Annotated in this window: 21 protein-coding genes; 16 read left to right on the top strand and 5 right to left on the bottom strand. The window is 60.8% G+C overall.

Annotated features, from left to right (window positions below; all coding sequences use genetic code 11):
* Positions 1-61 precede the first annotated feature (61 nt).
* From prfB to QRN36_RS00745, 7 genes are all read left to right on the top strand, one after another.
* Positions 62-1,157 (top strand): peptide chain release factor 2 gene (gene prfB, locus QRN36_RS00775; RefSeq protein WP_143070291.1). Its coding sequence is split into 2 segments (ribosomal slippage): positions 62-133 and positions 135-1,157, totalling 1,095 coding nucleotides; the frame shifts between segments, so codons are not numbered across the junction.
* A 105-nt stretch (positions 1,158-1,262) separates the two neighbouring features.
* Positions 1,263-2,765, top strand: a complete 1,503-nt coding sequence (lysS, locus tag QRN36_RS00770) for a lysine--tRNA ligase (RefSeq protein ID WP_285422402.1) — start codon at positions 1,263-1,265, stop codon at positions 2,763-2,765.
* Between the two features lie 251 nt (positions 2,766-3,016).
* Positions 3,017-3,739: a TetR/AcrR family transcriptional regulator gene (locus tag QRN36_RS00765; RefSeq protein WP_285422578.1), complete on the top strand. Its 723-nt coding sequence runs from the start codon at positions 3,017-3,019 to the stop codon at positions 3,737-3,739.
* Between the two features lie 25 nt (positions 3,740-3,764).
* Positions 3,765-4,328 carry a hypothetical protein gene (locus QRN36_RS00760; RefSeq protein ID WP_285422401.1) on the top strand — a complete coding sequence of 188 codons (564 nt, stop codon included), beginning with the start codon at positions 3,765-3,767 and terminating at the stop codon, positions 4,326-4,328.
* A 25-nt stretch (positions 4,329-4,353) separates the two neighbouring features.
* Positions 4,354-5,631 (top strand): flavohemoglobin expression-modulating QEGLA motif protein, encoded by a 1,278-nt coding sequence (locus tag QRN36_RS00755; RefSeq protein WP_285422400.1) that lies wholly within the window; start codon positions 4,354-4,356, stop codon positions 5,629-5,631.
* A 129-nt stretch (positions 5,632-5,760) separates the two neighbouring features.
* Positions 5,761-6,696, top strand: coding sequence for an alpha/beta hydrolase (locus tag QRN36_RS00750; protein ID WP_285422399.1), 936 nt, complete (start codon positions 5,761-5,763; stop codon positions 6,694-6,696).
* Positions 6,693-7,019 carry a hypothetical protein gene (locus QRN36_RS00745; protein WP_285422398.1) on the top strand — a complete coding sequence of 109 codons (327 nt, stop codon included), beginning with the start codon at positions 6,693-6,695 and terminating at the stop codon, positions 7,017-7,019. The genes QRN36_RS00750 and QRN36_RS00745 overlap by 4 nt, the downstream gene beginning before the upstream one ends.
* Positions 7,020-7,212: 193 nt before the next feature.
* Here QRN36_RS00745 and QRN36_RS00740 read toward each other — a convergent pair whose 3' ends face one another.
* The 3 genes from QRN36_RS00740 to QRN36_RS00730 all read right to left on the bottom strand — a co-directional run bounded on the left by QRN36_RS00740 (position 7,213) and on the right by QRN36_RS00730 (position 9,096).
* Positions 7,213-7,995: an OmpA family protein gene (locus QRN36_RS00740; RefSeq protein ID WP_285422397.1), complete on the bottom strand. Its 783-nt coding sequence runs from the start codon at positions 7,993-7,995 to the stop codon at positions 7,213-7,215.
* Positions 7,996-8,043: 48 nt separating this feature from the next.
* On the bottom strand, positions 8,044-8,469 hold the full coding sequence (locus tag QRN36_RS00735; RefSeq protein ID WP_093463226.1) for a DUF4398 domain-containing protein: 426 nt from the start codon (positions 8,467-8,469) through the stop codon (positions 8,044-8,046).
* A gap of 282 nt (positions 8,470-8,751) precedes the next feature.
* Positions 8,752-9,096, bottom strand: a complete 345-nt coding sequence (locus tag QRN36_RS00730; RefSeq protein ID WP_285422396.1) for a pilin assembly protein — start codon at positions 9,094-9,096, stop codon at positions 8,752-8,754.
* A 232-nt stretch (positions 9,097-9,328) separates the two neighbouring features.
* Here QRN36_RS00730 and ppc point away from each other — a divergent pair, with 232 nt between their 5' ends.
* The 6 genes from ppc (at position 9,329) to QRN36_RS00700 (ending at position 15,856) form a co-directional block, all read left to right on the top strand.
* A complete protein-coding gene (gene ppc / locus QRN36_RS00725; RefSeq protein WP_285422395.1) occupies positions 9,329-11,965 on the top strand; it encodes a phosphoenolpyruvate carboxylase in 2,637 nt (878 codons plus the stop codon).
* Positions 11,966-12,251: 286 nt separating this feature from the next.
* On the top strand, positions 12,252-12,899 hold the full coding sequence (gene adk, locus QRN36_RS00720; RefSeq protein WP_093463235.1) for an adenylate kinase: 648 nt from the start codon (positions 12,252-12,254) through the stop codon (positions 12,897-12,899).
* A gap of 104 nt (positions 12,900-13,003) precedes the next feature.
* On the top strand, positions 13,004-13,678 hold the full coding sequence (tsaB, locus tag QRN36_RS00715) for a tRNA (adenosine(37)-N6)-threonylcarbamoyltransferase complex dimerization subunit type 1 TsaB (protein ID WP_285422394.1): 675 nt from the start codon (positions 13,004-13,006) through the stop codon (positions 13,676-13,678).
* Positions 13,679-13,955: 277 nt separating this feature from the next.
* Entirely contained in the window at positions 13,956-14,246 is a 291-nt protein-coding gene (locus tag QRN36_RS00710) for a hypothetical protein (protein ID WP_093464167.1), read from the top strand.
* Entirely contained in the window at positions 14,243-15,115 is an 873-nt protein-coding gene (locus tag QRN36_RS00705) for a DUF72 domain-containing protein (protein ID WP_285422393.1), read from the top strand. Before QRN36_RS00710 ends, QRN36_RS00705 begins: the two co-directional genes overlap by 4 nt.
* Before the next feature lie 42 nt (positions 15,116-15,157).
* Positions 15,158-15,856: an extensin family protein gene (locus QRN36_RS00700; protein WP_285422392.1), complete on the top strand. Its 699-nt coding sequence runs from the start codon at positions 15,158-15,160 to the stop codon at positions 15,854-15,856.
* 50 nt (positions 15,857-15,906) lie between these two features.
* Here the strand turns inward: QRN36_RS00700 and QRN36_RS00695 are convergent, their stop codons facing one another.
* Positions 15,907-16,533 carry an energy transducer TonB gene (locus tag QRN36_RS00695; protein ID WP_285422391.1) on the bottom strand — a complete coding sequence of 209 codons (627 nt, stop codon included), beginning with the start codon at positions 16,531-16,533 and terminating at the stop codon, positions 15,907-15,909.
* A gap of 98 nt (positions 16,534-16,631) precedes the next feature.
* Here QRN36_RS00695 and QRN36_RS00690 point away from each other — a divergent pair, with 98 nt between their 5' ends.
* A complete protein-coding gene (locus QRN36_RS00690) occupies positions 16,632-17,414 on the top strand; it encodes a class I SAM-dependent methyltransferase (RefSeq protein ID WP_285422390.1) in 783 nt (260 codons plus the stop codon).
* A gap of 116 nt (positions 17,415-17,530) precedes the next feature.
* Here QRN36_RS00690 and QRN36_RS00685 read toward each other — a convergent pair whose 3' ends face one another.
* On the bottom strand, positions 17,531-18,166 hold the full coding sequence (locus tag QRN36_RS00685) for a TetR/AcrR family transcriptional regulator (RefSeq protein WP_285422389.1): 636 nt from the start codon (positions 18,164-18,166) through the stop codon (positions 17,531-17,533).
* Positions 18,167-18,272: 106 nt separating this feature from the next.
* On the opposite strand from QRN36_RS00685, the gene QRN36_RS00680 reads away from it, so the two are divergent.
* Together QRN36_RS00680 and QRN36_RS00675 are read left to right on the top strand one after the other, a co-directional pair.
* On the top strand, positions 18,273-19,385 hold the full coding sequence (locus QRN36_RS00680; RefSeq protein ID WP_285422388.1) for an efflux RND transporter periplasmic adaptor subunit: 1,113 nt from the start codon (positions 18,273-18,275) through the stop codon (positions 19,383-19,385).
* Positions 19,386-19,390: 5 nt separating this feature from the next.
* A complete protein-coding gene (locus tag QRN36_RS00675) occupies positions 19,391-22,471 on the top strand; it encodes an efflux RND transporter permease subunit (RefSeq protein WP_285422387.1) in 3,081 nt (1,026 codons plus the stop codon).
* The last annotated feature ends 88 nt before the right edge of the window (positions 22,472-22,559 follow it).

Genomic DNA, 22,559 nt, shown 5'->3' with positions numbered 1-22,559 from the left:
CCAAGGGCGGCTGGGGTATACTCGTCGGCTTTGAAAATTTCGCCTGCGAGTCCTGTCGACCATGGAAATCAATCCGATCCTGAACACCATCAAGGACCTGTCCGAGCGCTCCCAGTCCATTCGGGGGTATCTTTGACTACGATCACAAAAGTGATCGCCTGACCGAAGTCAACCGCGAGCTGGAAGACCCCAACGTCTGGAACAAACCCGAATACGCTCAGGCGCTGGGCCGCGAGCGTTCGACGCTGGCGCAGATCGTCGAAACCCTGGACGAAATGAGTTCCGGTCTGGCTGACGCCAAAGAACTGCTGGACATGGCCGTCGAAGAGAACGACGAAGGCACTGTCAATGACGTTGTCGAGCTGCTCGAAGGTCTCGAAGAATCCCTCGCCAAGCTCGAATTCCGCCGCATGTTCAGCGGCGAGATGGACCCCAACAACGCCTACCTGGACATCCAGGCCGGTTCCGGCGGCACCGAAGCGCAGGACTGGGCCAACATCCTGCTGCGCATGTACCTGCGCTGGGCCGACAAGCGTGGCTTCGATGCCACCATCATGGAGCTGTCCGAAGGCGAAGTCGCCGGCATCAAAGGCGCCACCGTGCACATCAAGGGCGAGTACGCCTTCGGCTGGCTGCGCACCGAGATCGGCGTGCACCGTCTGGTGCGCAAGAGCCCGTTCGACTCCGGCGCCCGTCGTCATACCTCGTTCTCGGCGGTGTTCGTTTCCCCCGAGATCGATGACCGCATCGAGATCGACATCAACCCGTCGGACCTGCGCATCGATACCTATCGTTCGTCCGGTGCCGGTGGTCAGCACGTCAACACCACCGACTCGGCGGTGCGTATCACCCACGTGCCGACCAACACCGTGGTCAGCTGCCAGAACGAGCGCTCCCAGCACGCGAACAAGGACACCGCCATGAAAATGCTGCGGGCCAAGTTGTACGAGCTGGAAATGCAGAAGCGCAACGCGGCGTCCCAGGCGCTGGAAGACACCAAGTCGGACATCGGCTGGGGTCACCAGATCCGCTCGTACGTCCTCGATGACTCGCGCATCAAGGACCTGCGTACCGGCGTTGAGCGCAGCGACTGCAATAAGGTGCTCGACGGCGACCTCGACGGTTACCTGGAAGCGAGCCTCAAGCAGGGGCTGTAATCGCGACACCACTGTTGCGGGCGCGGCGCGTTTCTACACGTGACCGCCCCGCGATCCCTTGCCCGTGGCAAGAAGCAACGAACCTGTGATGGAAAATCTAAAGACATGAGCGACCAACAACTCGACCCGCAAGCCCAGCAACAGGAAGAAAACACCCTGATCGCCCTGCGCAAGGAAAAGCTTGCTGCCGAGCGCGCCAAGGGTCAGGCCTTCCCGAACGACTTCCGCCGCGACAGCTACTGCAACGACCTGCAGAAGCAATACGCGGACAAGACCAAGGAAGAGCTGGCTGAGGCGGCGATCCCGGTCAAGGTTGCCGGTCGCATCATGCTCAACCGTGGCTCGTTCATGGTGATCCAGGACATGACCGGTCGCATTCAGGTCTACGTCAACCGCAAGACGCTGCCCGAGGAAACCCTGGCAGCCGTCAAGACCTGGGACCTGGGCGACATCATCGCCGCCGAAGGTACGCTGGCACGTTCCGGCAAAGGCGATCTTTACGTCGAGATGACCAGCGTTCGTCTGCTGACCAAATCGCTGCGTCCATTGCCCGACAAGCACCACGGCCTGACTGACACCGAGCAGCGCTACCGTCAGCGCTACGTCGACCTGATGGTCAACGAAGAAGTGCGCGAGACCTTTCGCGTGCGCTCGCAGGTCATCGCTCACATCCGCAGCTTCCTGATGAAGCGCGACTTCCTGGAAGTCGAAACGCCGATGCTGCAGACCATTCCTGGCGGTGCGGCGGCCAAGCCGTTCGAAACTCACCACAACGCGCTGGACATGGCCATGTTCCTGCGGATCGCCCCTGAGCTGTACCTCAAGCGTCTGGTCGTCGGCGGGTTCGAAAAGGTTTTCGAGATCAACCGCAACTTCCGTAACGAAGGCGTCTCGACCCGGCACAACCCGGAATTCACCATGTTGGAGTTCTATCAGGCCTACGCCGATTACGAAGACAACATGGACCTGACCGAGGAGCTGTTCCGCGAACTGGCGCAGCTGGTGCTGGGCACCACCGACGTTCCTTATGGCGACAAGGTGTTCCACTTCGGCGAGCCGTTTGCGCGTCTGTCGGTGTTCGATTCGATCCTCAAGTACAACCCGGACCTGACCGCTGACGACCTGAACGACATCGACAAGGCCCGCGCGATCGCCAAGAAAGCCGGCGCCAAGGTGCTGGGTTTCGAAGGCCTGGGCAAATTGCAGGTGATGATTTTCGAAGAACTGGTCGAGCACAAGCTGGAGCAGCCGCACTTCATCACTCAGTACCCGTTCGAAGTGTCGCCGCTGGCGCGCCGCAACGATGAAAACCCGAGCGTCACCGACCGCTTCGAGCTGTTCATCGGTGGTCGTGAAATCGCCAACGCCTACTCCGAGCTCAACGACGCGGAAGACCAGGCCGAGCGTTTCATGGCGCAGGTGGCCGACAAGGACGCGGGCGACGACGAAGCCATGCATTACGACGCTGACTTCGTCCGTGCGCTGGAGTACGGCATGCCGCCGACAGCGGGCGAGGGCATCGGTATCGACCGTCTGGTCATGCTGCTGACCAACTCGCCATCGATCCGCGACGTCATCCTGTTCCCGCACATGCGGCCGCAAGCCTGAGCGTTGTAAAACAAGCCGCCTGAGCAGGGCGGCTTTTTTTTTGTCTATTACAGTCACGCAGGCCAACGGTAGGAGCGTGGCTTGTCTCGCGATCGGCGACGCAGTCGTCGCAAAACCGGCGAATGCGGTGTATCAGGAAAACCGTGTGCTCAGGGTTTACGACGGGTTCCCCGCCGATCGCGGGACAAGCCAAGCTCCTACAGGCTCCGCGCCTGCTAGTCATTCAAAGAGGAAAACCTGTTGTGAATCGTATGATCGCTCACAAGGGAGCCGCTGGTCTTGCCACGGCAGTCGCGCAGAGTGTTCAGTATCAGGGCCGTAAGGCAAGTCGACAGGGCAGCGAACAGCGCCGGCAGCAGATCCTCGATGCCGCCATGCGCATCCTCATTCGCGAAGGCGTGCGCGCGGTACGCCATCGCGCCGTGGCGGCCGAGGCGCAAGTGCCGCTCTCGGCCACCACCTACTATTTCAAGGACATCGATGACTTGCTCACCGATGCCTTCGCCCAATACGTCGAGCGCAGCGCCGCCTACATGGCCAAGCTGTGGACCAACACCGAAACCCTGTTGCGCGAAATGGTCGCGCGCAATGACGGCAGCGCCGAGGCCCGCGCCCGGCTGGCGGATGAGATCGCCCGCATGACCATGGAGTACGTGCGTCATCAACTGCTGACCCGTCGCGATCAATTGATCGCTGAGCATGCGTTCCGTCTCGAAGCCCTCATCAACCCGCGTCTGGCGCCGCTGGTGGGCGCGCATCAGCAGATTCTGTTGCAAGGCAGCGCCCAGTTTCTCGAGGTCATGGGCTCGACTCAACCGCAACTGGATGCCCAAGTGTTGACGGGGCTTATCGGGCGGATGGAATATCAGGGTTTGCTTAACGGGCCTCAGCCCGACGCAGATGAAGAAATGCTCGCTATTCTTACTCGCCAGATGCATCTGGTTCTGGGCACCGCGAAGCCGTCGGCCGCCTGAAAACGCTTCATTCAAGGAGAACCCGATGAAAGTCTGGAGCGTGTTGCTCGCCTTGTCGTTCGCGCTGTTGAGCGGATGCCTGGTGACTTTCAAGGATCCGGTTCCATCCAGCGAAGCCGCGCCGCCCAAGCTGCTCGGCACCTGGACCAGCAAAAATGCCTGGGGCGAGCCGCTGGAGCTGGAGATCAGCCGCGCGGGCGTCAATCAGTACAGGGCGGTCAGTTATCGCAAGGGCGACCGCAAGAATCGGGACGAGTACACCTTCACCGTGTCGCGTCACGGCGGTCGCTGGTACATCTGCGGCCGGTTGCCTGAAAAGTACGGCTCCAACTACGTGATCGGTGGTTTCGACCTGGTCGACAACGACAACGATAATGCCGCCGACGAACTGGTGGTGTATGACCTGGACCTGGAGCGCATGCAGCAACTGGTCGAGCAGAAGGTTTTCGAGGGCCAGGCCATTGAAACCGAGAAAGGTGACGGCGTGCTGATCAGCACGTCCATGGACAAAGTATTTGCCTATCTGGATGACACCGCCAACTCCGATGTCTTCCTCAAGGCCGCGCAATATCAGCGCATGACCAAATAGCGCACCGGTAAAAAAGGGGTAGTGGGTGGACGAATACCAGCAGACGATTCGCACGTTGTCCGATCGTATCGTGTTGGCGCAGACGCCGATTCGCGTACTCGATGCGGTGAAGTGGGACGAGAGCATCCGCAAGAATTTCCTCGCTGCCAAAGGCAAGCAACTCCCTGAAATCGATCGTGCCTATTACGAGAACCGCCCGCTGGGATTCGACTCCGGCGCGTTGAAGCTGGAATTTCAGAATATCGAGCGCGACATCACCCGGCAGCTGGGGCAGTTCAACCCGGTCGGGCAGATCATGCGGCGCATGTGCAAGGAATACCGCATGGTGGTCCGCATGCTGGAGGCGCGCGGCACCCCGGACTTCGGGCTGATTTCTCAGGAGTTGTACGGCGCGGCCTCCGATGCCTTTCACGCCGGTGACCCGACCCTGGCCGACCTCGGCCTGATGCTGTCCGATTACCTGAACAACATCGCCGGGCGAGGCGATCTCAAGGATGAGCCCAAGATCCTGACCGCCAAGGACGCCGTGGCGATGCTGCAGAGTCGGCTCAATCGCACGTTTGGCGAGGCCGAGGAAACCATTCGTGTGTTCAAGTCCGACGGCATCGTTGCCGATGCGGCGGCGGGCGCCGATTACATCAAGATCCGCAGCGATGCGATGTTCAACGAGCGAGACGTGCGCGCGCTGGAGGTGCATGAAGGGCTGGTTCACGTGGGCACGACGCTGAACGGCCTGAATCAGCCCATCTGCACCTTCCTGGCCAAGGGCCCGCCCTCGTCGACGGTCACTCAGGAAGGGCTGGCGATTCTCATGGAAGTCATCGGGTTCGCGTCCTACCCCAGCCGCCTGCGCAAGCTCACTAACCGCACCCGGGCGATTCATATGGCCGAGGAAGGTGCGGATTTCCTCCAGGTGTTCGAGTTCTATCGCGAACAGGGCTTCGGCATGTCGGAAAGTTATGGCAATGCCAGCCGCGTTTTCCGTGGCTCTGTTCCTAATGGTCTGCCATTCACCAAGGACTTGTCCTACCTGAAGGGCTTCATCATGGTTTACAACTACATTCAGTTGGCCGTGAGGAAGGGCAAGCTGGAGCAGGTGCCGCTGCTGTTCTGTGGCAAAACCACGCTTGAGGACATGCGCACGCTGCGCCAGTTGGTGGACGAGGGCCTGGTGGTGCCGCCCAAATACCTGCCCGATCAGTTCCGCGACATGAATGCGTTGTCGGCCTGGATGTGCTTCTCCAACTTCCTGAACCATTTGAGCCTGGACCGGATCGAAGCGGATTACTCGAATATCCTGTAACGCGAGCGGTGCAGTGATGTCACTGACGCCTTCGCGAGCCAGTTCCCGCCCTTGAGCGTGTCACACAGTGGGCAGCCAGCTTGCGCGAAGACGTTCATTCACAGCTGAAAGATCAAGGATAAAATCCGTTTGAAGACCCTCGTCGCTCTGATCACGTTCGTCTGGCTCACCGGTTGCAGCGAACTGCTGTTCTACCCGGAGCGCGACGTCCCGCTGACCCCGGACAAGGCGCACCTGGCTTACCGTGATCTCACTCTCACCACTGCGGACGGCAAGAAGCTCAATGCCTGGTTCTTGCCGGTCAAAGAGGGCGTCGCCGTGAAAGGCACGGTGCTTCATCTGCACGGCAACGGCGGCAATATGTCGTGGCATCTGGGCGGCAGTTGGTGGCTGCCCGAGCAGGGCTACCAAGTGTTGCTGCTCGATTATCGGGGTTACGGCCATTCGGAAGGCGACCCCAGCCTGCCTGCGATCTATCAGGATATCGATGCCGCATTCGACTGGTTGAACACGGCGCCGCAGGTGCAGGGCAAGCCGCTGGTGGTGTTGGGGCAGAGTATCGGTGGGGCGCTGGGCGTGCATTATCTGGCCGAGCATCCTCAGCAACGGGCGCGGGTCAAGGCGCTGGTGCTCGATGGGGTGCCTGCCAGTTACCGCGAAGTCGCTCGCTACACGCTTGGCACGTCGTGGCTGACCTGGCCGTTCAAGCGGCCGCTGTCGTGGGTGATCCCCGATGGCGACAGCGCCATCAATGGCATCAGCCAGCTCAAGGGTACGCCGATGTTGCTGTTCCAGAGCCTGGACGACGCCCAGATTCCGCTGCACAACGGCATCAGTCTGTATCAGGCCGCACCGCCGCCGCGGGTCCTGCAACTCACGCGCGGGCCGCATGTACAGACCTTCGCCGATCCGACCTGGCGCGAAGTTATGGTGCGCTACCTGGATGACCCACAGCACTTCAACGGCCTGCGTCGTCTGGCCGAAGTCCCCGATTACCCTGACCCGCAGGCAAATCTCAAGCCTTCTGCGGCATCGCCAACGCCGTCGGCAGAGTCTGCGCGATGACTGAGGAGCGCAACGCGATCCCGCAGATCCTGACAGGAATCGGCTGCATCTTTCTGACAGTAGGAACGCTCTGGTACTACGGCTATCTGCACTTCGCCCGGCCTGAGGACGCGTTGCGGCTGAGCGAATTCACCATGCTCAAGACCCTTCCAGGGCAGGACTACAAAGTCGCCCTGGAACCAGCGCCCCAGGTCGCCCAGTGCATCGACGGGGTGATGGTGTTGTTCGATACCGAGCAGAAAGGGCTGACGGGCGTGCTGGTGAACGAACGCAAACAAGCCGTGAGATGCATGGGGCAGGAGACGCCGCAGAAGCTGCAGTGACGCATCATTGGCCAATCCTCCGGCGTGATATGTGGTCGACGCCCCGTCTGTAGGCGCGCGCTTGCCCGCGATCTGGCGCACAGCGGCAGCAGAACCGGCACCGCAAATCACGCACACAAAAAAAGGCCCCGTCTGCATTCGCAAACGGGGCCTTCTGACTTACAGCGGCTAATCCATCACCGCGCCCAGCGTATCACTGCATCGAAGAACGCGGTGCTACTGGCTGGTTGTCGTTGGAAATGGTCACTTCCACGCGACGGTTCATGGCGCGACCCGACGCGCTGGCGTTATCGGCAACCGGGTATTCCTTGCCGTAGCCCTGAGCCACAACGCGGTCCATGCTCACGCCCATCTTGATCAGCGCCATGCGCACCGAATCAGCGCGGCGCTCGGACAGCGACTGGTTGTAAGTGGCGGAGCCGGTGCTGTCGGTGTAACCCTCGACGATCACTTTGCGATCAGGGTTTTCCTGGAGGAACTGCGCCAGCTTGTTAACGTTCACCAGACCTGCGGATTTCAGTTCAGCCTTGTTCAGGTCAAACAGTACGTCGCCGAAGGTTACCAGCGTGCCGCGTTCAGTCTGCTTGGCGTTCAGGCTGTTCTGCAGTTGCTTGATCTGCGCATCGCGGGCGTCCAGACGAGCTTGAGCGCGTTGGGCGGCGGCGTTTTTCAGATCGTTTTCAGCAGTCTTCAGGTTGATGGTCTGCTTGGCCAGCTCAACGCGCTGGTTGGTCAGATAGGCCAGTTGGTCGACTTTTTTCTCGTCATCGTGGTTGCGATACGCGGAGTCGGCCTTGTCGAGCCATTCGCTGGCATCTTTGGTTTCCAGCGCCGCCAGCTCGGTGGATTTAGGATTGCTTTGCAGCGCGGAGTAGTTGGTGCGGGCTTGTTCCAGGTTCACGTTAGGTTGCGAGGAGCACGCAGCCAGACCAACGCTCAGAGCCAGCAGGGCAGGAATAAGTACTTGTTTACGCATAATATTTTCGTCCTTTAAATCAATGGCCAATGCTTGAAGTGCGTGGGATTACTGGCTGACCGGCTGAGCCTGGCGCAGACCTTCTTCACGCAATTCGTTGACGCCCTGACGAGCATCCTGCACTGCTTTCTGAGCCTTGGCGGCCTGGGCCTTACGCTCGGCTACACGGGCATCCCACTCAGCTTGCTCGGCATATTTACGAGCTTCGTCGTATTTCTTTTCCTGCATGAACAGCTCGGCCTGTTTGAATTTGTCTTGTGCCGATTTCATTTCGACTGCTGCGTATTCGGTGCCGCCTGCGCTGACTGCAGCATTCACTGCAGATTGGGTCACTGCGTACTGCTCGCTTGGAGGATTGCCTGCGCAACCGGCCAGAAGGAAGCTGGTACCCAGTGCCAGCGCGGCCAGTTTCAGCCCGCGCAGGCCGTTGAACGTGGTTTTGGCAGTGCTGGTATTCATGGTGATCAACTCCATTGTGTAACTCCTGAAAACTAGGTTATTTCCATTCAGCGGTGAGCCTGTGCGGATGGATGGCAGGGCCTGAAATCCGCTGCCATCTGTCGGCTTTTTCTGTAATGGCTAACTGCTCCGACCTGTGCGATTTTTGAATAGTTCAGACAATTTGCTTCTCAAACCCGGTAGCTTTGTTACTCGGTGTAAGTTTGACGCTGAAAAATTGGCGCACAAAAACGCACGTCACGCCCGGCATTGCTGGTCGGCGTGCGCTTTGAAAGGTGTCTGAAAACGACGTCGTGATCAGTGCTGCGGAGTGTCCTGCTGTTCGGACAAATCTTCGAGATGACGACGCGACAAGGCAAGAAAACGAGGTGTCGGGCCGACGTCCTCATACAACGGATCGCCTTCCTCGTCGGTCGCGACGACGTGTTGACCCTGGACATACGGAAAGCTTTCTTCCAGCTCTTCCAGCGCGGCGCCGATCAGCTCGCCGAGCAATTCTTCAGGTGTGCGCTTGGGGTACATTTCGGCAATCGCCGCCAGGCGTGCCGCCGCTTCGACGTCCAGGTGAATCGCATAGCCGGTTTTGGTCAGGCGACCCTTGGCGGTCTGTTCCCAGTGTTTTGCGAGCTCGCGGATTTTCATAAAGACCTCTTCGTAGACCCGCGTGGTGGCGGGCTCAGGCGAGTGATCGAGCCTTCGTGAGGCTCGCTGATGAGACTAGCTTGCTGCGGGCAGAAATCAGGCAAAGGGTTGCTTCTGTGCACGAAATTGTCGCTCTATACACAAAGATAGAGACAAAACAGGCGAGGGCGTTCAGTTCGGGGCGTCCGGATCGAGTCGCGACAGAATAAAAAACGCTGAAGGAGAAGGCTGGATGGCAGACATCGACGCACGATTGCGCGAGGACGTTCACCTGTTGGGTGAGCTGTTGGGCAACACCATTCGTGATCAGCACGGAGCTAATTTTCTCGAGAAGATCGAGCGTATTCGCAAGAGCGCCAAGGCCGGGCGGCATGGCTCCACTCAAAGCACCGAGCAGCTGAGCTCCAATCTGGAGAGCCTGAGCGAAGATGAGTTGCTGCCCGTGGCGCGGGCGTTCAACCAGTTTCTCAACCTCGCCAACATCGCCGAGCAGTATCAACTCATTCATCGTCGCGACGACAGCAAGCCGCAACCCTTCGAGTCTCGGGTATTGCCTGAGCTGCTGGAGCGTCTGAAGCAATCCGGGCACGGGCAGGAAGCGCTGGCGCGGCAGTTGGGCAAGCTGGAGATCGAACTGGTCCTCACGGCTCATCCGACCGAAGTCGCGCGCCGGACCCTCATTCAGAAGTACGACGCCATTGCCGCTCAGCTCGCAGCGCTCGACCATCGCGATCTGAACCGGCTGGAGCGCGAGCAGATCACCGAGCGCCTGCAACGATTGATCGCCGAAGCGTGGCACACCGAGGAAATCCGGCGCGTGCGCCCAACGCCGGTGGATGAGGCGAAGTGGGGATTTGCGGTCATCGAGAACTCGCTCTGGCAGGCCATCCCCAATTACCTGCGCAAGGCCGACCATGCGCTGTATGCCGCCACGGGGCTGCATCTTCCACTTGAAGCCGCGCCCATCCGTTTCGCGTCCTGGATGGGTGGCGACCGCGACGGCAACCCCAACGTCACCGCGGCGGTAACCCGCGAAGTCCTGCTGCTGGCACGCTGGATGGCGGCGGATCTTTACCTGCGCGATGTCGACCAACTGGCCGCAGAGCTGTCGATGCAGCAGGCCAGCCCTGCATTGATGGCGGTCGCCGGAGACAGCGCAGAACCCTATCGCAGCGTGTTGAAAAAACTGCGCGAACGTCTTCGCGCCACACGTAACTGGGCCCATGCATCATTGAGCGTGACGCAGCCAGCGCCTGAGGGCGTGCTGCACGACAATCGCGAATTACTCGAGCCGTTGCAGCTGTGCTTTCAGTCGCTGCATGAGTGCGGAATGGGCGTGATTGCGGACGGTCCGTTGCTCGATTGCCTTCGTCGCGCAGTCACCTTCGGGCTGTTTCTGGTCAAGCTCGACGTGCGTCAGGATTCGACGCGTCACAGCGCAGCCATGACCGAGATCACCAGCTATCTGGGCCTGGGGCGTTACAACGAGTGGGACGAAGAGACGCGCATCGACTTTCTCCTGCGTGAACTGAGCAACAAGCGGCCGCTGCTTCCGGGGCATTTCAAACCGGCCGATGACACCGCAGAAGTGCTCGCCACCTGCCGTGAAGTGGCTGCTGCGCCCGCGGCGTCGCTGGGGTCGTACGTGATTTCCATGGCAGGCGCGGCTTCCGACGTGCTCGCCGTTCAACTGCTGCTCAAAGAGGCCGGGTTGCAGCGGCCAATGCGCGTTGTGCCTTTGTTCGAAACCCTCGCTGACCTCGACAACGCCGGCCCGGTGATCGAGCATCTGCTTAGCCTGCCAGGCTATCGCCTGCGGCTGCATGGCCCGCAGGAAGTCATGATCGGCTATTCCGATTCCGCCAAGGACGCAGGCACCACTGCTGCGGCGTGGGCACAGTATCGGGCGCAGGAAAAACTGGTGGAGATCTGTCGCGCGCAGGAAGTCGAACTGCTGCTGTTCCATGGTCGTGGCGGCACGGTTGGACGTGGCGGCGGCCCGGCTCACGCGGCGATCCTGTCGCAGCCACCGGGCTCGGTCGCCGGTCGTTTCCGCACCACGGAACAGGGCGAGATGATTCGCTTCAAGTTCGGCCTGCCCGACATCGCCGAGCAGAACCTCAACCTCTATCTGGCCGCGGTGCTCGAGGCGACATTGCAGCCGCCGCCTTTGCCGGAGCCCGCCTGGCGGCAGGTGATGGATGAACTGGCGGCGGACGGCGTCGCTGCCTACCGCGCCGTGGTGCGCGAACATCCGGAGTTCGTCGAATATTTCCGCCAGGCCACACCTGAGCAGGAGCTCGGACGTCTGCCGCTCGGCAGTCGCCCGGCCAAGCGTCGCGAAGGCGGTGTTGAAAGCCTGCGCGCAATTCCGTGGATCTTCGCCTGGACTCAGACTCGCCTGATGCTGCCCGCCTGGCTGGGCTGGGAAGATGCGCTGCGCAAGGCGCTCGACCGTGGTCAGGGCGAATTGCTCGCACAGATGCGTGAGCAGTGGCCGTTCTTCCGCACGCGTATCGACATGCTGGAAATGGTGCTGGCCAAAGCGGACAGCGACATTGCGCAGCTCTATGACGAGCGTCTGGTCGAGCCAGGCCTGCAGCATTTGGGTGCGCATTTACGCGACCTATTGTCGCAGGCTTGCCAAGTGGTGCTCGGCCTGACCGGTCAGTCGCAGTTGCTGGCCCACAGCCCCGAGACGCTGGAGTTCATCAGCCTGCGCAATACTTACCTCGATCCCCTTCATCTATTGCAGGCCGAATTGCTGGCGCGTTCCCGCAGCCAGGAGGCGACTCTGGACAGTCCTCTGGTACAGGCGCTGCTGGTGTCTGTCGCGGGTATTGCCGCCGGATTGCGCAATACGGGCTGACGCGACTTTTCGTACGCGGGTGAGGGCGACGGCCTTCATCTCGCGGCGCCTGTCAGATCGGAAACGCTGCGCATCGGCGAAGTTGCACCGGGTCTTACCAACGCAGCGATCGTTGCCAAGCTACTGGTTTCTCGCGGGTTGCTGCGACTTTCGGCGTCTTGTGCGGCATGAATCGGCTGTGTATCTTGATCAGCCTTTGGCCGTTGGGTCAGTAAATCTTTTTTAAGTGATTGGCCCCATTTAGGCGAATCCGACGAAATCTCTATAAAAATTGAGGAGCACAACAATGCGCGTGATTCTGCTGGGAGCTCCCGGGGCCGGTAAAGGTACTCAGGCTACGTTCATCACCAAGAAATTCGGCATCCCGCAAATCTCGACCGGGGACATGCTGCGTGCAGCGGTCAAGGCGGGCACCGAACTGGGTCTGAAGGCCAAAAGCGTCATGGACAGCGGCGGTCTGGTTTCCGATGACCTGATCATTGGTCTGATCAAGGATCGCCTGTCTCAACCCGACTGCGCCAATGGCTGCCTGTTCGACGGTTTTCCACGCACCATCCCTCAGGCAGAAGCCCTGAAGAATGCTGGCTTGGCGATCGATCACGTGGTCGAAATCAAAGTCGACGACGAAGAAATCGTCCAGCGCATTTCCGGCCGTCGTGTGCACGAAGGTTCGGGTCGCGTTTACCACACGACATTCAACCCGCCGAAAGTAGCCGGCGTGGATGATGTCACTGGCGAGCCGCTGGTTCAGCGCAAGGATGACGTCGAAGAAACCGTTCGCCATCGTCTGTCGGTCTATCACGCGCAGACCGAGCCGCTGGTTGAGTTCTACAAGAAGCTGCAAGCCACCGATGGCACGCCGAAGTTCAGCAGTATCGAAGGCGTCGGTTCGGTGGAAGCAATCACCGCCAAGGTGAACGAAGCACTGGGCTGATCCCTCGATCGACACAGTGAACGACGGCCCGCTTGCGGGCCGTTGTTGTTTATAATGCGGCACCTTTTCCTGAAACCCTCCTTCGCATAACCGTGGAAACCCCGATGACGACCTTGCTGGCCCTGGACACCGCCACTGAAGCCTGCTCTGTCGCTTTGCTGCACGACGGCAAAGTGTTGAGCCACTACGAGGTGATCCCGCGCCTGCATGCGCAAAAACTGTTGCCGATGATCAAGGAACTGCTGGCGCAGGCCGGTATCGGGTTGTCGGCGCTTGACGCCATTGCATTCGGCCGTGGGCCGGGTGCCTTCACCGGCGTCCGCATCGCCATCGGCGTGGTGCAGGGGCTCGCGTTCGGCCTTGATCGTCCGGTCTTGCCGGTCTCCAATCTGGCGGTGCTGGCGCAACGCGCCTACCGCGAACACGGTGCAACGCAGGTTGCGGCGGCTATCGATGCGCGCATGGACGAAGTGTATTGGGGCTGCTATCGCGAATCAGCCGGCGAGATGCGTCTGGCAGGCGAGGAAGCGGTCATGCCGCCCGAGCAGGCGGCGCTGCCGCTCGATGCTTCGGGCCAGTGGTTTGGCGCGGGCACAGGCTGGGGCTACGCATCACGAATTCCCGTGAGTTTGTCGGGACAGGACGCCAGCATGCTCCCGCATGCCGAAGATCTGCTGACGCTGGCGGCGTTCGCCTGGCAGCGCGGCGAGGCCATCGTTGCCGATGATGCACAACCTGTTTATCTGCGCGACAAAGTTGCGACCCCGAAGGCGCGCTGAAGCCGCGCGCATTCGGGAAATGGGGGATCTTCTGCGGCTGGAGGCAGGCTCCGCACACGCCTCGGATCGAGTGCGATAACCTGCGTTGTTCAATCGGTAAACACGCAGGATCTGCGACTCAAGTCACAACAATCACTACCGTTCGGCGACAAAACGGCATTTTCTGCCCGGTGGCTTTAAACGTTTTGTAATAACTGTGGTCTAGTTATCGTTCGCGAGTTTGCTTCAGGGCGCTTCGTGAGATTAAATTGCCACTATATAACGCCGAGTAAGCATGATGCGAATCACCGGTCCGTCACAACGTTCGTACACGATAAAGCGCAAGCCTCGGAAAGGCTCTGCAACGGTCGACAGCACTTTCGAGGAAGTGATAGACGACGTTGAAGTGATCCCGCAATCGGCTCGGCGTCAGACCGGCAACACGGCCAATGTGCCAGCTCGTCAGCAGGACATCATCTTCCCGCGCGCCATGAGCACCCGTGTCGCCCACGCGCTGAGCAGCTACCTGACGACTTCCACCTTCGTCGACTGGGATCTTGAAGTCTCGGGGCTTGACCTTCACGTTTGAACGTCGTCAATCCGCCTTACTACATCGGTTGTCCGTCCTGGAGTGAAAACGCCTGGCGCCGATCGTTGTATCCCGAAGATGCCCGCAGCACTGAATTCCTCCATCTCTATGCGCAGGTCTTCAACGCCGTTGAGGGCAACACCACGTTTTACGCACGCCCCGCGCCTGCGACCGTCGAGCGCTGGGTACAGGCGCAGCCTGAGCATTTTCGCTTTACCGCCAAATTTCCCCGTGAAATAAGCCATGGCGGCGACCTGCGTGAACACTTGGGCGCTGCCGAAGATTTCCTGCAACTCCTCGCGCCGATGGGGCCGCGTGTCCAGCCGCTTTGGCTGCAGCTGCCAGCAACCTTCACGCCCGACCGCCTGGGCGAACTCGCCGCCTTCATCGACACCTTCCAAGGCAGGCCGCTGGCGGTGGAAGTTCGCCACATGGCGTTCTTCAATAAGGGCGAGGAGGAGCGCCTGCTCAATCGGCTGCTTCTGGATGCCGGTGTCGAGCGCATCTGTCTGGACTCGCGGCCGTTGTTCAGCTGCATTTCCAGCGATCCGGCGGTGCTGCTCGCGCAGTCGAAAAAGCCAAAAGTCCCGGCACGTCCTGCCGCGTTCACCCTGTTCCCGCAGGTTCGCTTCATCGGTCATCCGCAGCTTGAGGCCAACGATGGCTTCGTTCGGCAATGGGCGCTGAAAGTCGCGGGCTGGATTGAAGAAGGGCGCACCCCGTATGTGTTTCTGCACACGCCCGACAACATTCGGGCCCCGGAACTGGCCCGGCGTTTTCATCAGCAGTTGACGACATTGCTGCCTGGCCTGCCGGCCCTGCCTGAACTGGATCGCGGTCCTGAGGTGGAGCAACTCGGCCTGCTTTGAGGTCGATACAGTGACGCTTTCCTGACCGGGATATCACACTGCATGCGCGGATCGACCCTGTTGCTGCTCCTCTTGCTGCTCTGCGCAACGCTGCTCGTGTCGGTCTGGCGCGGCTGGCTCCCGCTGCCGGATCGCTGGAACCCTTGGGCGCCGCTGAACGTGCGCAACGAGCCCAACCTGATGACCTCTTTCAAACTCTGGCGCCTGCAAGATGATCCGGCGTTGTGCGAACAGGCGTTACAAACGTCGACGCTGCGCTACGCACTTCAGGCTGACAGTGGCCCGCAGGCCAAATGTCCATTGAACAATGTTGTGCGTATCCAGGGCGGTGACGTGGCATTAAGCAGCAGTTTTCTGTCCAGCTGTCGTCTGGCCCTGGCCTACGCGCTGTTCGATCTCCACACGCTGCAACCTGCCGCTGAAAGGGTGTTCGGGCAACGGGTGAGTCAGGTCGATCATCTGGGCAGCTTCGCCTGCCGCAATGTCTACAACCGCAGCGAGGGCAGGCTCAGTCAGCATGCTTCTGCGAACGCGCTGGACATCGCAGGTTTTCGTCTGGCGGACGGGCGACGCATTTCTGTACTCAGGGACTGGAAAGATGAAGGCGATAACGGGAAGTTTCTGAGGCTGATCCGGGATGGCGCCTGTCGGCAGTTCAGTACGGTCCTCGGTCCGGACTATAACGCGGCCCACCGCAATCATTTTCACGTGGACATGGGACGCTGGCGGGTGTGTCGGTGAGTGCCAGGTGATGCTGTAACTGCGCTCCTGCGATGAAGAGCGGCGCTTCGTCACGCGGCAATGCGCAGGTTCTGCAGAACAATCGGTCGTGCCCAACCGTTGTCGAATGCCAGATGGCGTTGCTGTTCGGTCATTTCTTCGGCGCTGTAGGGCGTGGCAGGCTTGTCGGCCAGGTCCCACTCGAACTCGGCGATCGGCAGGAACAGCGGTCGTGGCTGAGGTCCGGGGCCGGGATCGACGCTGTCGTCGTAAGGGTTGAGCACGGTCGGGCGCACCCAGTTGCTGTCGATTTCCAGGTTGCGCTGTTGCTCGATCATTTCGTTGGCGCTGAACGGCTCGGCGGGCTTGGCCAGTTCCCATTCGAATTCGGCGATGGGCAGAAACAGCGGCTCAGGCGGCGCGATTTCCTTGTCTGCCACCGGGCACTCACGCTGCTCGACAATCTTGCTCAATGTCTTGGCGCCCGCAATCGGCTCGCCAGTCATGGCATCCGTCGCGACGACCGGGCTGTGCTCGGGCAAAGTGCCCGCGTTGTCATCGACCTGCTGGGCCATTGCACGGGCAAACGCATCCTGCCAGAGCTGCGTGACGCCGCTCAGGGTTTCGGTATTGCGTACGCTGTAGTCGCCTGCGTACGTCAAATAGCCTATCGAGGATGTTTGCTGAATGTCTGACATAAGCGCTCAGTACATGCCGTGGGTCTGGCAAAATGCCGGATACTTTCGTTATCGGCAGAGGTTGCCGATCATTTAGAAAATTCGAGCGTGTGGAAAAAATGACTGAGCAGCAAGCGGGCAGCCGCATCCGGGTGGAATCCCTGACCGTCGAGGGGCAGCAGCAAGCTGCGCAGTGGGCCGATCGCCTGGGTCTGCCGATGGAGGATGCCGAAGCCGATTTTGCCCTGCAAGTGAGTGACGACGGGCTGCAATTGCAGCAACTGGGCGACGACGTTCCGGGCCCGGTGCGAGTGGATTTCATCGAAGGCAAGGCGGCTCATCGAAGGCTATTCGGCGGCGGCAGCGGGCAGATGATTGCCAAGGCGGTCGGGATTCAACCGGGCGTGCGGCCAACGGTGCTGGATGCGACGGCAGGCCTGGGCAAAGACGCATTCGTGCTGGCGAGCCTTGGCTGCGAGATGAGCCTGATCGAACGCCAACCCATCATCGCCGCGTTGCTGGAAGACGGTCTGGCGCGCGGAGCGCAAGACCTTGAAGTGGGCAGCATCATCGGCCAGATGCGCCTGCTCACCGGCAATTCCATCGAGCTGATGCGCAACTGGCAGGGCGAGCCACCGCAGGTGATTTATGTCGATCCGATGTTTCCCCACCGTGAGAAAACCGCGCTGGTGAAGAAGGAAATGCGGCTGTTCCGGCCACTGGTAGGCGATGACATGGACGCGCCGGCCCTGCTGGAGGCGGCCTTGGCGCTGGCTACCCACCGGGTGGTGGTCAAGCGCCCGCGCAAGGCGCCTTGCATCGAGGGCGTCAAGCCGAGCTATGCGCTGGACGGCAAATCCAGCCGGTATGACATTTATCCGAAGAAGGCTTTGAAGGCCTGATTGGCCCATCCAGTCTGTATAAGAGCGCGCTTGCCCTCGATTGCGCGATGTCAGAACCATGGGAGCTGGCTGACACGCGGCCTGGCGGGCAAGCGCGCGCCAGCAACGGCCGGTGTCTATTCGGCGCGATAGGCCTTCACAAACAACGCCACCACTTCCCGCACGTGCTGCTCACCTGTCTGCTCATCCGGGATGCCGCCATTCCCGATGAGCAGGCGGAAATTGCACACGCCTTTGATCAGGCTCAGGAAATGCCCGGCGGCACTTGCCGGTGAGTCGAAGTGCAAGCCGTCGGTGTCGTTCACCCGCGTCAGAAAGCGCTCCATCTCGTGAAGGATGCGTTGCGGTCCCGCCTCGAAAAACACCTGTGAGAGCGTCGTGTCCTGTGTGCCCAGCGCGATCATCAGCCGATGCAGTTCGATGGATTCAGGGCTGTTGATCAGCGTCTGAAACCCTCGCGCAATACCCAGCAACACTTTTTCCACCGGTTCCTGAGACCCGACTTCCACGAAGAGTTCAGGCAACTGCTCCTCGCAGCGGGCCACCACGGCGGCTGAAAACAGCGTCTCTTTGTCGTTGAAATGGCTGTAGACCGTGAGCTTGGAAACCCCGGCCTCAGCGGCGACCGCATCCATGCTGGTACTTGCGTATCCATTGCGTACAAACAGGTTTTTCGCGGCTTCCAGAATTGCCTGGCGCTTGGCCAGATCCTTGGGGCGGCCGGGGCCTGCGGAGGATGTCGGGTCGGTCATTCGTTCTTCGGGCATATTCTTCGGGTTAGTAGACTGTTCAGTTTGGTAATTTTTAATATACTCGCCAGTACAATTATTCCAAGCTCTCTTGCCAAGGTGCCTCACCATGATTCGCGATGCCTTGTTCCTTGTCGTGTCAGTCAGCCTGGTGTCGGTGCTGGCGGGATGCGGTCAGGACGTGTCAGCCCCGGCCACCGTGCGTCCGGCCATGGTAGTGCAACCGCTGCCGTCGTCCCAATCCATGGACAGTTACCCTGGTGAAGTGCGCGCCCGGTTCGAGCCTGAACTGGCCTTTCGCATTCCCGGAAAAGTCAGCAAGCGCCTGGTCGAGGAGGGCGAGCGAGTCAGGGCTGACCAGCCACTGGCCGAGCTCGACGCCCAAGACGTGCGCTTGCAGCTTGATGCCATTCGCGCGCAAGTCGCAGCCGCCGAAGCCAATCTGCAAATGGTCCGTTCCGAGCGTGACCGTTACAAGACGCTGATGGACCGGCAGATGGTCAGCAAGTCGCAATACGACAACGCCGAAAATCTTTATCGCGCAGGCGATGCCCGTCTCAGGCAGCTCAAAGCCGAACTCAACGTCGCCGACAATCAGACCCGCTACGCGGTGCTTCGTGCCTCACAGGACGGCGTGATCGCCAAGCGTCTGGTGGAAGTCGGTCAGGTGGTGGCCGCCGGGCAGACCGTATTCACCCTGGCCGCGGACGGTGAGCGCGAGGTGTCGATCAGTCTGCCTGAGCAGAATTACGGTCGTTTCAAGATCGGCGACCCGGTTTCGGTGGAGTTGTGGACTCAGAAGGAGCAACGCTTCGCCGGCCGCATTCGCGAACTTTCCCCAGCCGCCGATCCCCGGTCTCGCACGTTCGCCGCGCGGATCGCCTTTGCAGGCGGAAAAGTCCCGGCTGAGCTGGGCCAGAGCGCGCGCGTGTTCATTCTGTCCGAGCGCAGCGTGCCCTTGTCGGTGCCGCTCTCGGCGTTGACCGCAGAAAAGGGCGTGACCTACGTCTTGCGCCTGCAAAGCGATAACACCCTCAAGCGCGTGCCGGTGCAGACCGGTCCTTATGGACAGGAGTCCGTGCCGGTGTTGAGTGGGTTGCAGGCCAGCGACTGGGTCGTGGCCGCTGGCGTGCATGTACTGCACGACGGCGAGCAGGTCCGTCCGGTCGATCGCAGCAATCGCCCGGTGAAGCTGGCCGGCAAACTGGCGGGCGAGGAGTAGCACGGATGCGTTTCAACCTTTCCGAGTGGGCGCTGCGCAATCGGCAGATGGTCCTGTATCTCATGATTCTGCTGGCGGTGGTGGGGGCGTTGTCCTACACCAAGCTGGGTCAGAGCGAAGATCCGCCTTTCACCTTCAAAGCCATGGTCATTCGTACTCTGTGGCCGGGCGCGAGCGCTGAGGAAGTGTCGCGTCAGGTCACGGATCGTATCGAAAAGAAGCTGATGGAAACCGGTGATTACGAACGCATCGTCTCGTTCTCTCGCCCTGGTGAGTCGCAGGTGACGTTCATGGCTCGCGACTCGCTGGTGTCCGCCAGGTTGCCGGAGCTCTGGTATCAGATCCGCAAAAAGATCGGCGACATACGTCAGACGCTTCCTGCCGGCGTGCAGGGCCCTTTCTTCAACGACGAATTCGGCACCACCTTCGGCAATATCTACGCACTGACTGGCGACGGTTTCGACTACGCCGTGCTCAAGGATTACGCCGATCGCATCCAGATCCAGCTGCAGCGGGTCAAGGATGTGGGCAAGGTCGAATTGCTCGGCTTGCAGGACGAGAAGATCTGGGTCGAGCTTTCCAACGTCAAGCTCGCGACGCTTGGCCTGCCGTTGCAGGCGGTGCAGCAGGCGCTTGAAGCGCAGAACGCAGTCGTCGCCACGAGCTTCTTCGAGACGCCGGCCGAGCGGGTTCAACTGCGCGTGACCGGCCGTTTTCAGACGGTGGACGAGATACGTGACTTCCCGATCCGGGTGGGCGATCGCACCTTGCGCATCAGCGATCTGGCCGATGTTCATCGTGGTTTCAACGATCCTCCCGCACCGCGCATGCGCTTCATGGGCGAAGACGCCATTGGCCTTGCCGTTGCCATGAAGGACGGCGGCGACATTCTGGTGCTGGGCCGCGCACTGGAAGGCGAGTTCGCTCGTTTGCAACAAAACCTGCCCGCCGGCATGCAGCTGCGCAAGGTGTCGGACCAGCCCGCCGCGGTCAAAACCAGTGTCGGAGAGTTCGTGCAGGTGCTGGCCGAAGCGCTGGGCATCGTGCTGCTGGTAAGCTTTTTCTCCTTGGGCGTGCGCACCGGAATGGTCGTCGCGCTGGCCATTCCGGTGGTGCTGGCGATGACTTTTGCCACCATGTATTACCTGGGCATCGGCCTGCACAAGATTTCCCTCGGCGCGCTGGTGCTGGCGCTGGGGTTGCTGGTGGACGACGCAATCATCGCCGTTGAGATGATGGCGATCAAAATGGAGCAGGGCTACGACCGGCTCAAGGCCGCCAGTTTCGCCTGGACCAGCACTGCGTTTCCGATGCTGACGGGCACGTTGATCACGGCAGCGGGTTTTTTGCCGATTGCCACGGCGCAGTCCAGTACCGGCGAATACACCCGTTCGATCTTTCAGGTGGTCACCATCGCGCTGCTGGCTTCCTGGGTGGCGGCGGTGGTCTTCGTCCCGTACCTGGGTGAGCGGCTGCTGCCGGATCTGGCCAGGCTGCACGCTGCCAGGCACGGCTCGGGACCGGGCATGCCTGATCCTTATGCGACACCGTTTTATCAACGAGTGCGGTCATTGGTGGGCTGGTGCGTGCGGCGACGCAAGACGGTCATTGTGCTGACCATCGCGCTGTTCGCGCTGTCGATCTTCATGTTCCGTTTCGTGCCGCAGCAGTTCTTTCCTGCTTCTGGCCGACTGGAACTGATGGTCGACCTGAAGCTTGCCGAAGGCGCGTCGCTGAGCAACACCACCGAGCAGGTGAAGCGTCTTGAGGCGATGATCAAGGCACATGCAGGCGTCGATAATTACGTGGCCTACGTCGGTACCGGCTCGCCGCGCTTTTATCTGCCGCTGGACCAGCAACTGCCTGCCGCCAGCTTCGCCCAGTTCGTTGTGCTGGCGAAAACCATCGAGGACCGCGAAGCTCTGCGCACTTGGCTGATCCAGACCCTGGACGAGCAGTTTCCGATGCTTCGGCCCCGCGTGACGCGGCTGGAAAACGGCCCGCCGGTCGGCTATCCGGTGCAGTTCCGAATCACCGGCGAGCACATCGATGACGTGCGCGCGCTGGCCCGCAAGGTCGCCCTCAAGGTTCGGGAAAACCCTCACGTGGTCAACGTCCATCTGGACTGGGAGGAGCCGAGCAAGGTCGTCTACCTCAATGTCGATCAGGATCGTGCCAGGGCGCTTGGCGTCACCACCGCCGACCTGTCGCGCTTCCTGCAAAGTCAGCTGACGGGCTCGGCGGTCAGCCAGTATCGAGAGGACGACGAACTGATCGAGATCCTGCTGCGCGGCACCGAGCAGGAACGCCACGAACTCGGCGGTCTGTCGAGTCTTTCAGTGCCCACCGCCAACGGCAGCAGCGTTGCGCTGTCGCAGGTCGCGACACTGGAATACGGCTTCGAAGAGGGCATCATCTGGCACCGCAACCGGCTGCCGAACGTGACGATCCGGGCGGATATCTATGGCAAGGAGCAACCTGCGACGCTGGTCAATCAGATACTGCCGACGCTTGAGGCGGTGCGCGCTCAATTGCCCGACGGCTATCTGCTGGAAGTGGGCGGCACGGTGGAGGACTCGACCCGTGGGCAGAATTCGGTGAACGCCGGTGTGCCGCTGTTCATCGTTGTGGTGCTGACCCTGCTGATGATCCAGCTGCGCAGTTTCTCACGGACGTTCATGGTCTTTCTGACGGCGCCGCTGGGCCTGATCGGTGTGACGCTGTTCCTGCTGATCTTCCGCCAGCCCTTCGGGTTCGTCGCCATGCTGGGCACCATCGCACTGTCCGGCATGATCATGCGCAACTCGGTCATTCTGGTCGATCAGATCGAGCAGGACATCGCGGCCGGTCTGCAGCGCTGGCAGGCAATCATCGAGGCCACCGTCCGGCGCTTCCGTCCGATCGTGCTGACGGCGCTCGCTGCGGTGCTGGCAATGATTCCGCTGTCACGCAGCGTGTTCTTCGGGCCCATGGCCGTGGCCATCATGGGCGGCCTGATCGTGGCGACCGCGCTGACGCTGCTGTTCCTGCCTGCGCTTTACGCTGCGTGGTTCAGGGTCAGGAAAGAGGAGGGGGAATCGCCGTGAGCGCAAAGCGGCTCAGGCTTCTTTCTGAGGAGTGAAAGCGCGCTTGCCCGCCATTGCGGTGGGCTGTGCGATGACTGGCATCGACATC

Source organism: Pseudomonas sp. efr-133-TYG-103a (genome assembly GCF_030209235.1).
Taxonomy (GTDB): Bacteria; Pseudomonadota; Gammaproteobacteria; order Pseudomonadales; family Pseudomonadaceae; genus Aquipseudomonas.
Note: the sequence above shows the minus strand (reverse complement) of the source record. Positions and strands in the feature narration are given on the sequence as shown.

What these genes read in the sequence shown, in the direction of transcription:
- QRN36_RS00745 (WP_285422398.1), top strand. Translation starts at nt 6,693, where the DNA reads ATGACTGAGGAGCGCAACGCGATCCCGCAGATCCTGACAGGAATCGGC.
- QRN36_RS00675 (WP_285422387.1), top strand. Translation starts at nt 19,391, where the DNA reads ATGCGTTTCAACCTTTCCGAGTGGGCGCTGCGCAATCGGCAGATGGTC.
- QRN36_RS00680 (WP_285422388.1), top strand. Translation starts at nt 18,273, where the DNA reads ATGATTCGCGATGCCTTGTTCCTTGTCGTGTCAGTCAGCCTGGTGTCG.
- QRN36_RS00695 (WP_285422391.1), bottom strand. Translation starts at nt 16,533, where the DNA reads ATGTCAGACATTCAGCAAACATCCTCGATAGGCTATTTGACGTACGCA.
- ppc (WP_285422395.1), top strand. Translation starts at nt 9,329, where the DNA reads ATGGCAGACATCGACGCACGATTGCGCGAGGACGTTCACCTGTTGGGT.
- QRN36_RS00735 (WP_093463226.1), bottom strand. Translation starts at nt 8,469, where the DNA reads ATGGAGTTGATCACCATGAATACCAGCACTGCCAAAACCACGTTCAAC.
- adk (WP_093463235.1), top strand. Translation starts at nt 12,252, where the DNA reads ATGCGCGTGATTCTGCTGGGAGCTCCCGGGGCCGGTAAAGGTACTCAG.
- tsaB (WP_285422394.1), top strand. Translation starts at nt 13,004, where the DNA reads ATGACGACCTTGCTGGCCCTGGACACCGCCACTGAAGCCTGCTCTGTC.
- QRN36_RS00730 (WP_285422396.1), bottom strand. Translation starts at nt 9,096, where the DNA reads ATGAAAATCCGCGAGCTCGCAAAACACTGGGAACAGACCGCCAAGGGT.
- QRN36_RS00700 (WP_285422392.1), top strand. Translation starts at nt 15,158, where the DNA reads ATGCGCGGATCGACCCTGTTGCTGCTCCTCTTGCTGCTCTGCGCAACG.
- QRN36_RS00740 (WP_285422397.1), bottom strand. Translation starts at nt 7,995, where the DNA reads ATGCGTAAACAAGTACTTATTCCTGCCCTGCTGGCTCTGAGCGTTGGT.
- QRN36_RS00760 (WP_285422401.1), top strand. Translation starts at nt 3,765, where the DNA reads ATGAAAGTCTGGAGCGTGTTGCTCGCCTTGTCGTTCGCGCTGTTGAGC.
- QRN36_RS00685 (WP_285422389.1), bottom strand. Translation starts at nt 18,166, where the DNA reads ATGACCGACCCGACATCCTCCGCAGGCCCCGGCCGCCCCAAGGATCTG.
- lysS (WP_285422402.1), top strand. Translation starts at nt 1,263, where the DNA reads ATGAGCGACCAACAACTCGACCCGCAAGCCCAGCAACAGGAAGAAAAC.
- QRN36_RS00710 (WP_093464167.1), top strand. Translation starts at nt 13,956, where the DNA reads ATGCGAATCACCGGTCCGTCACAACGTTCGTACACGATAAAGCGCAAG.
- QRN36_RS00690 (WP_285422390.1), top strand. Translation starts at nt 16,632, where the DNA reads ATGACTGAGCAGCAAGCGGGCAGCCGCATCCGGGTGGAATCCCTGACC.
- QRN36_RS00765 (WP_285422578.1), top strand. Translation starts at nt 3,017, where the DNA reads ATGATCGCTCACAAGGGAGCCGCTGGTCTTGCCACGGCAGTCGCGCAG.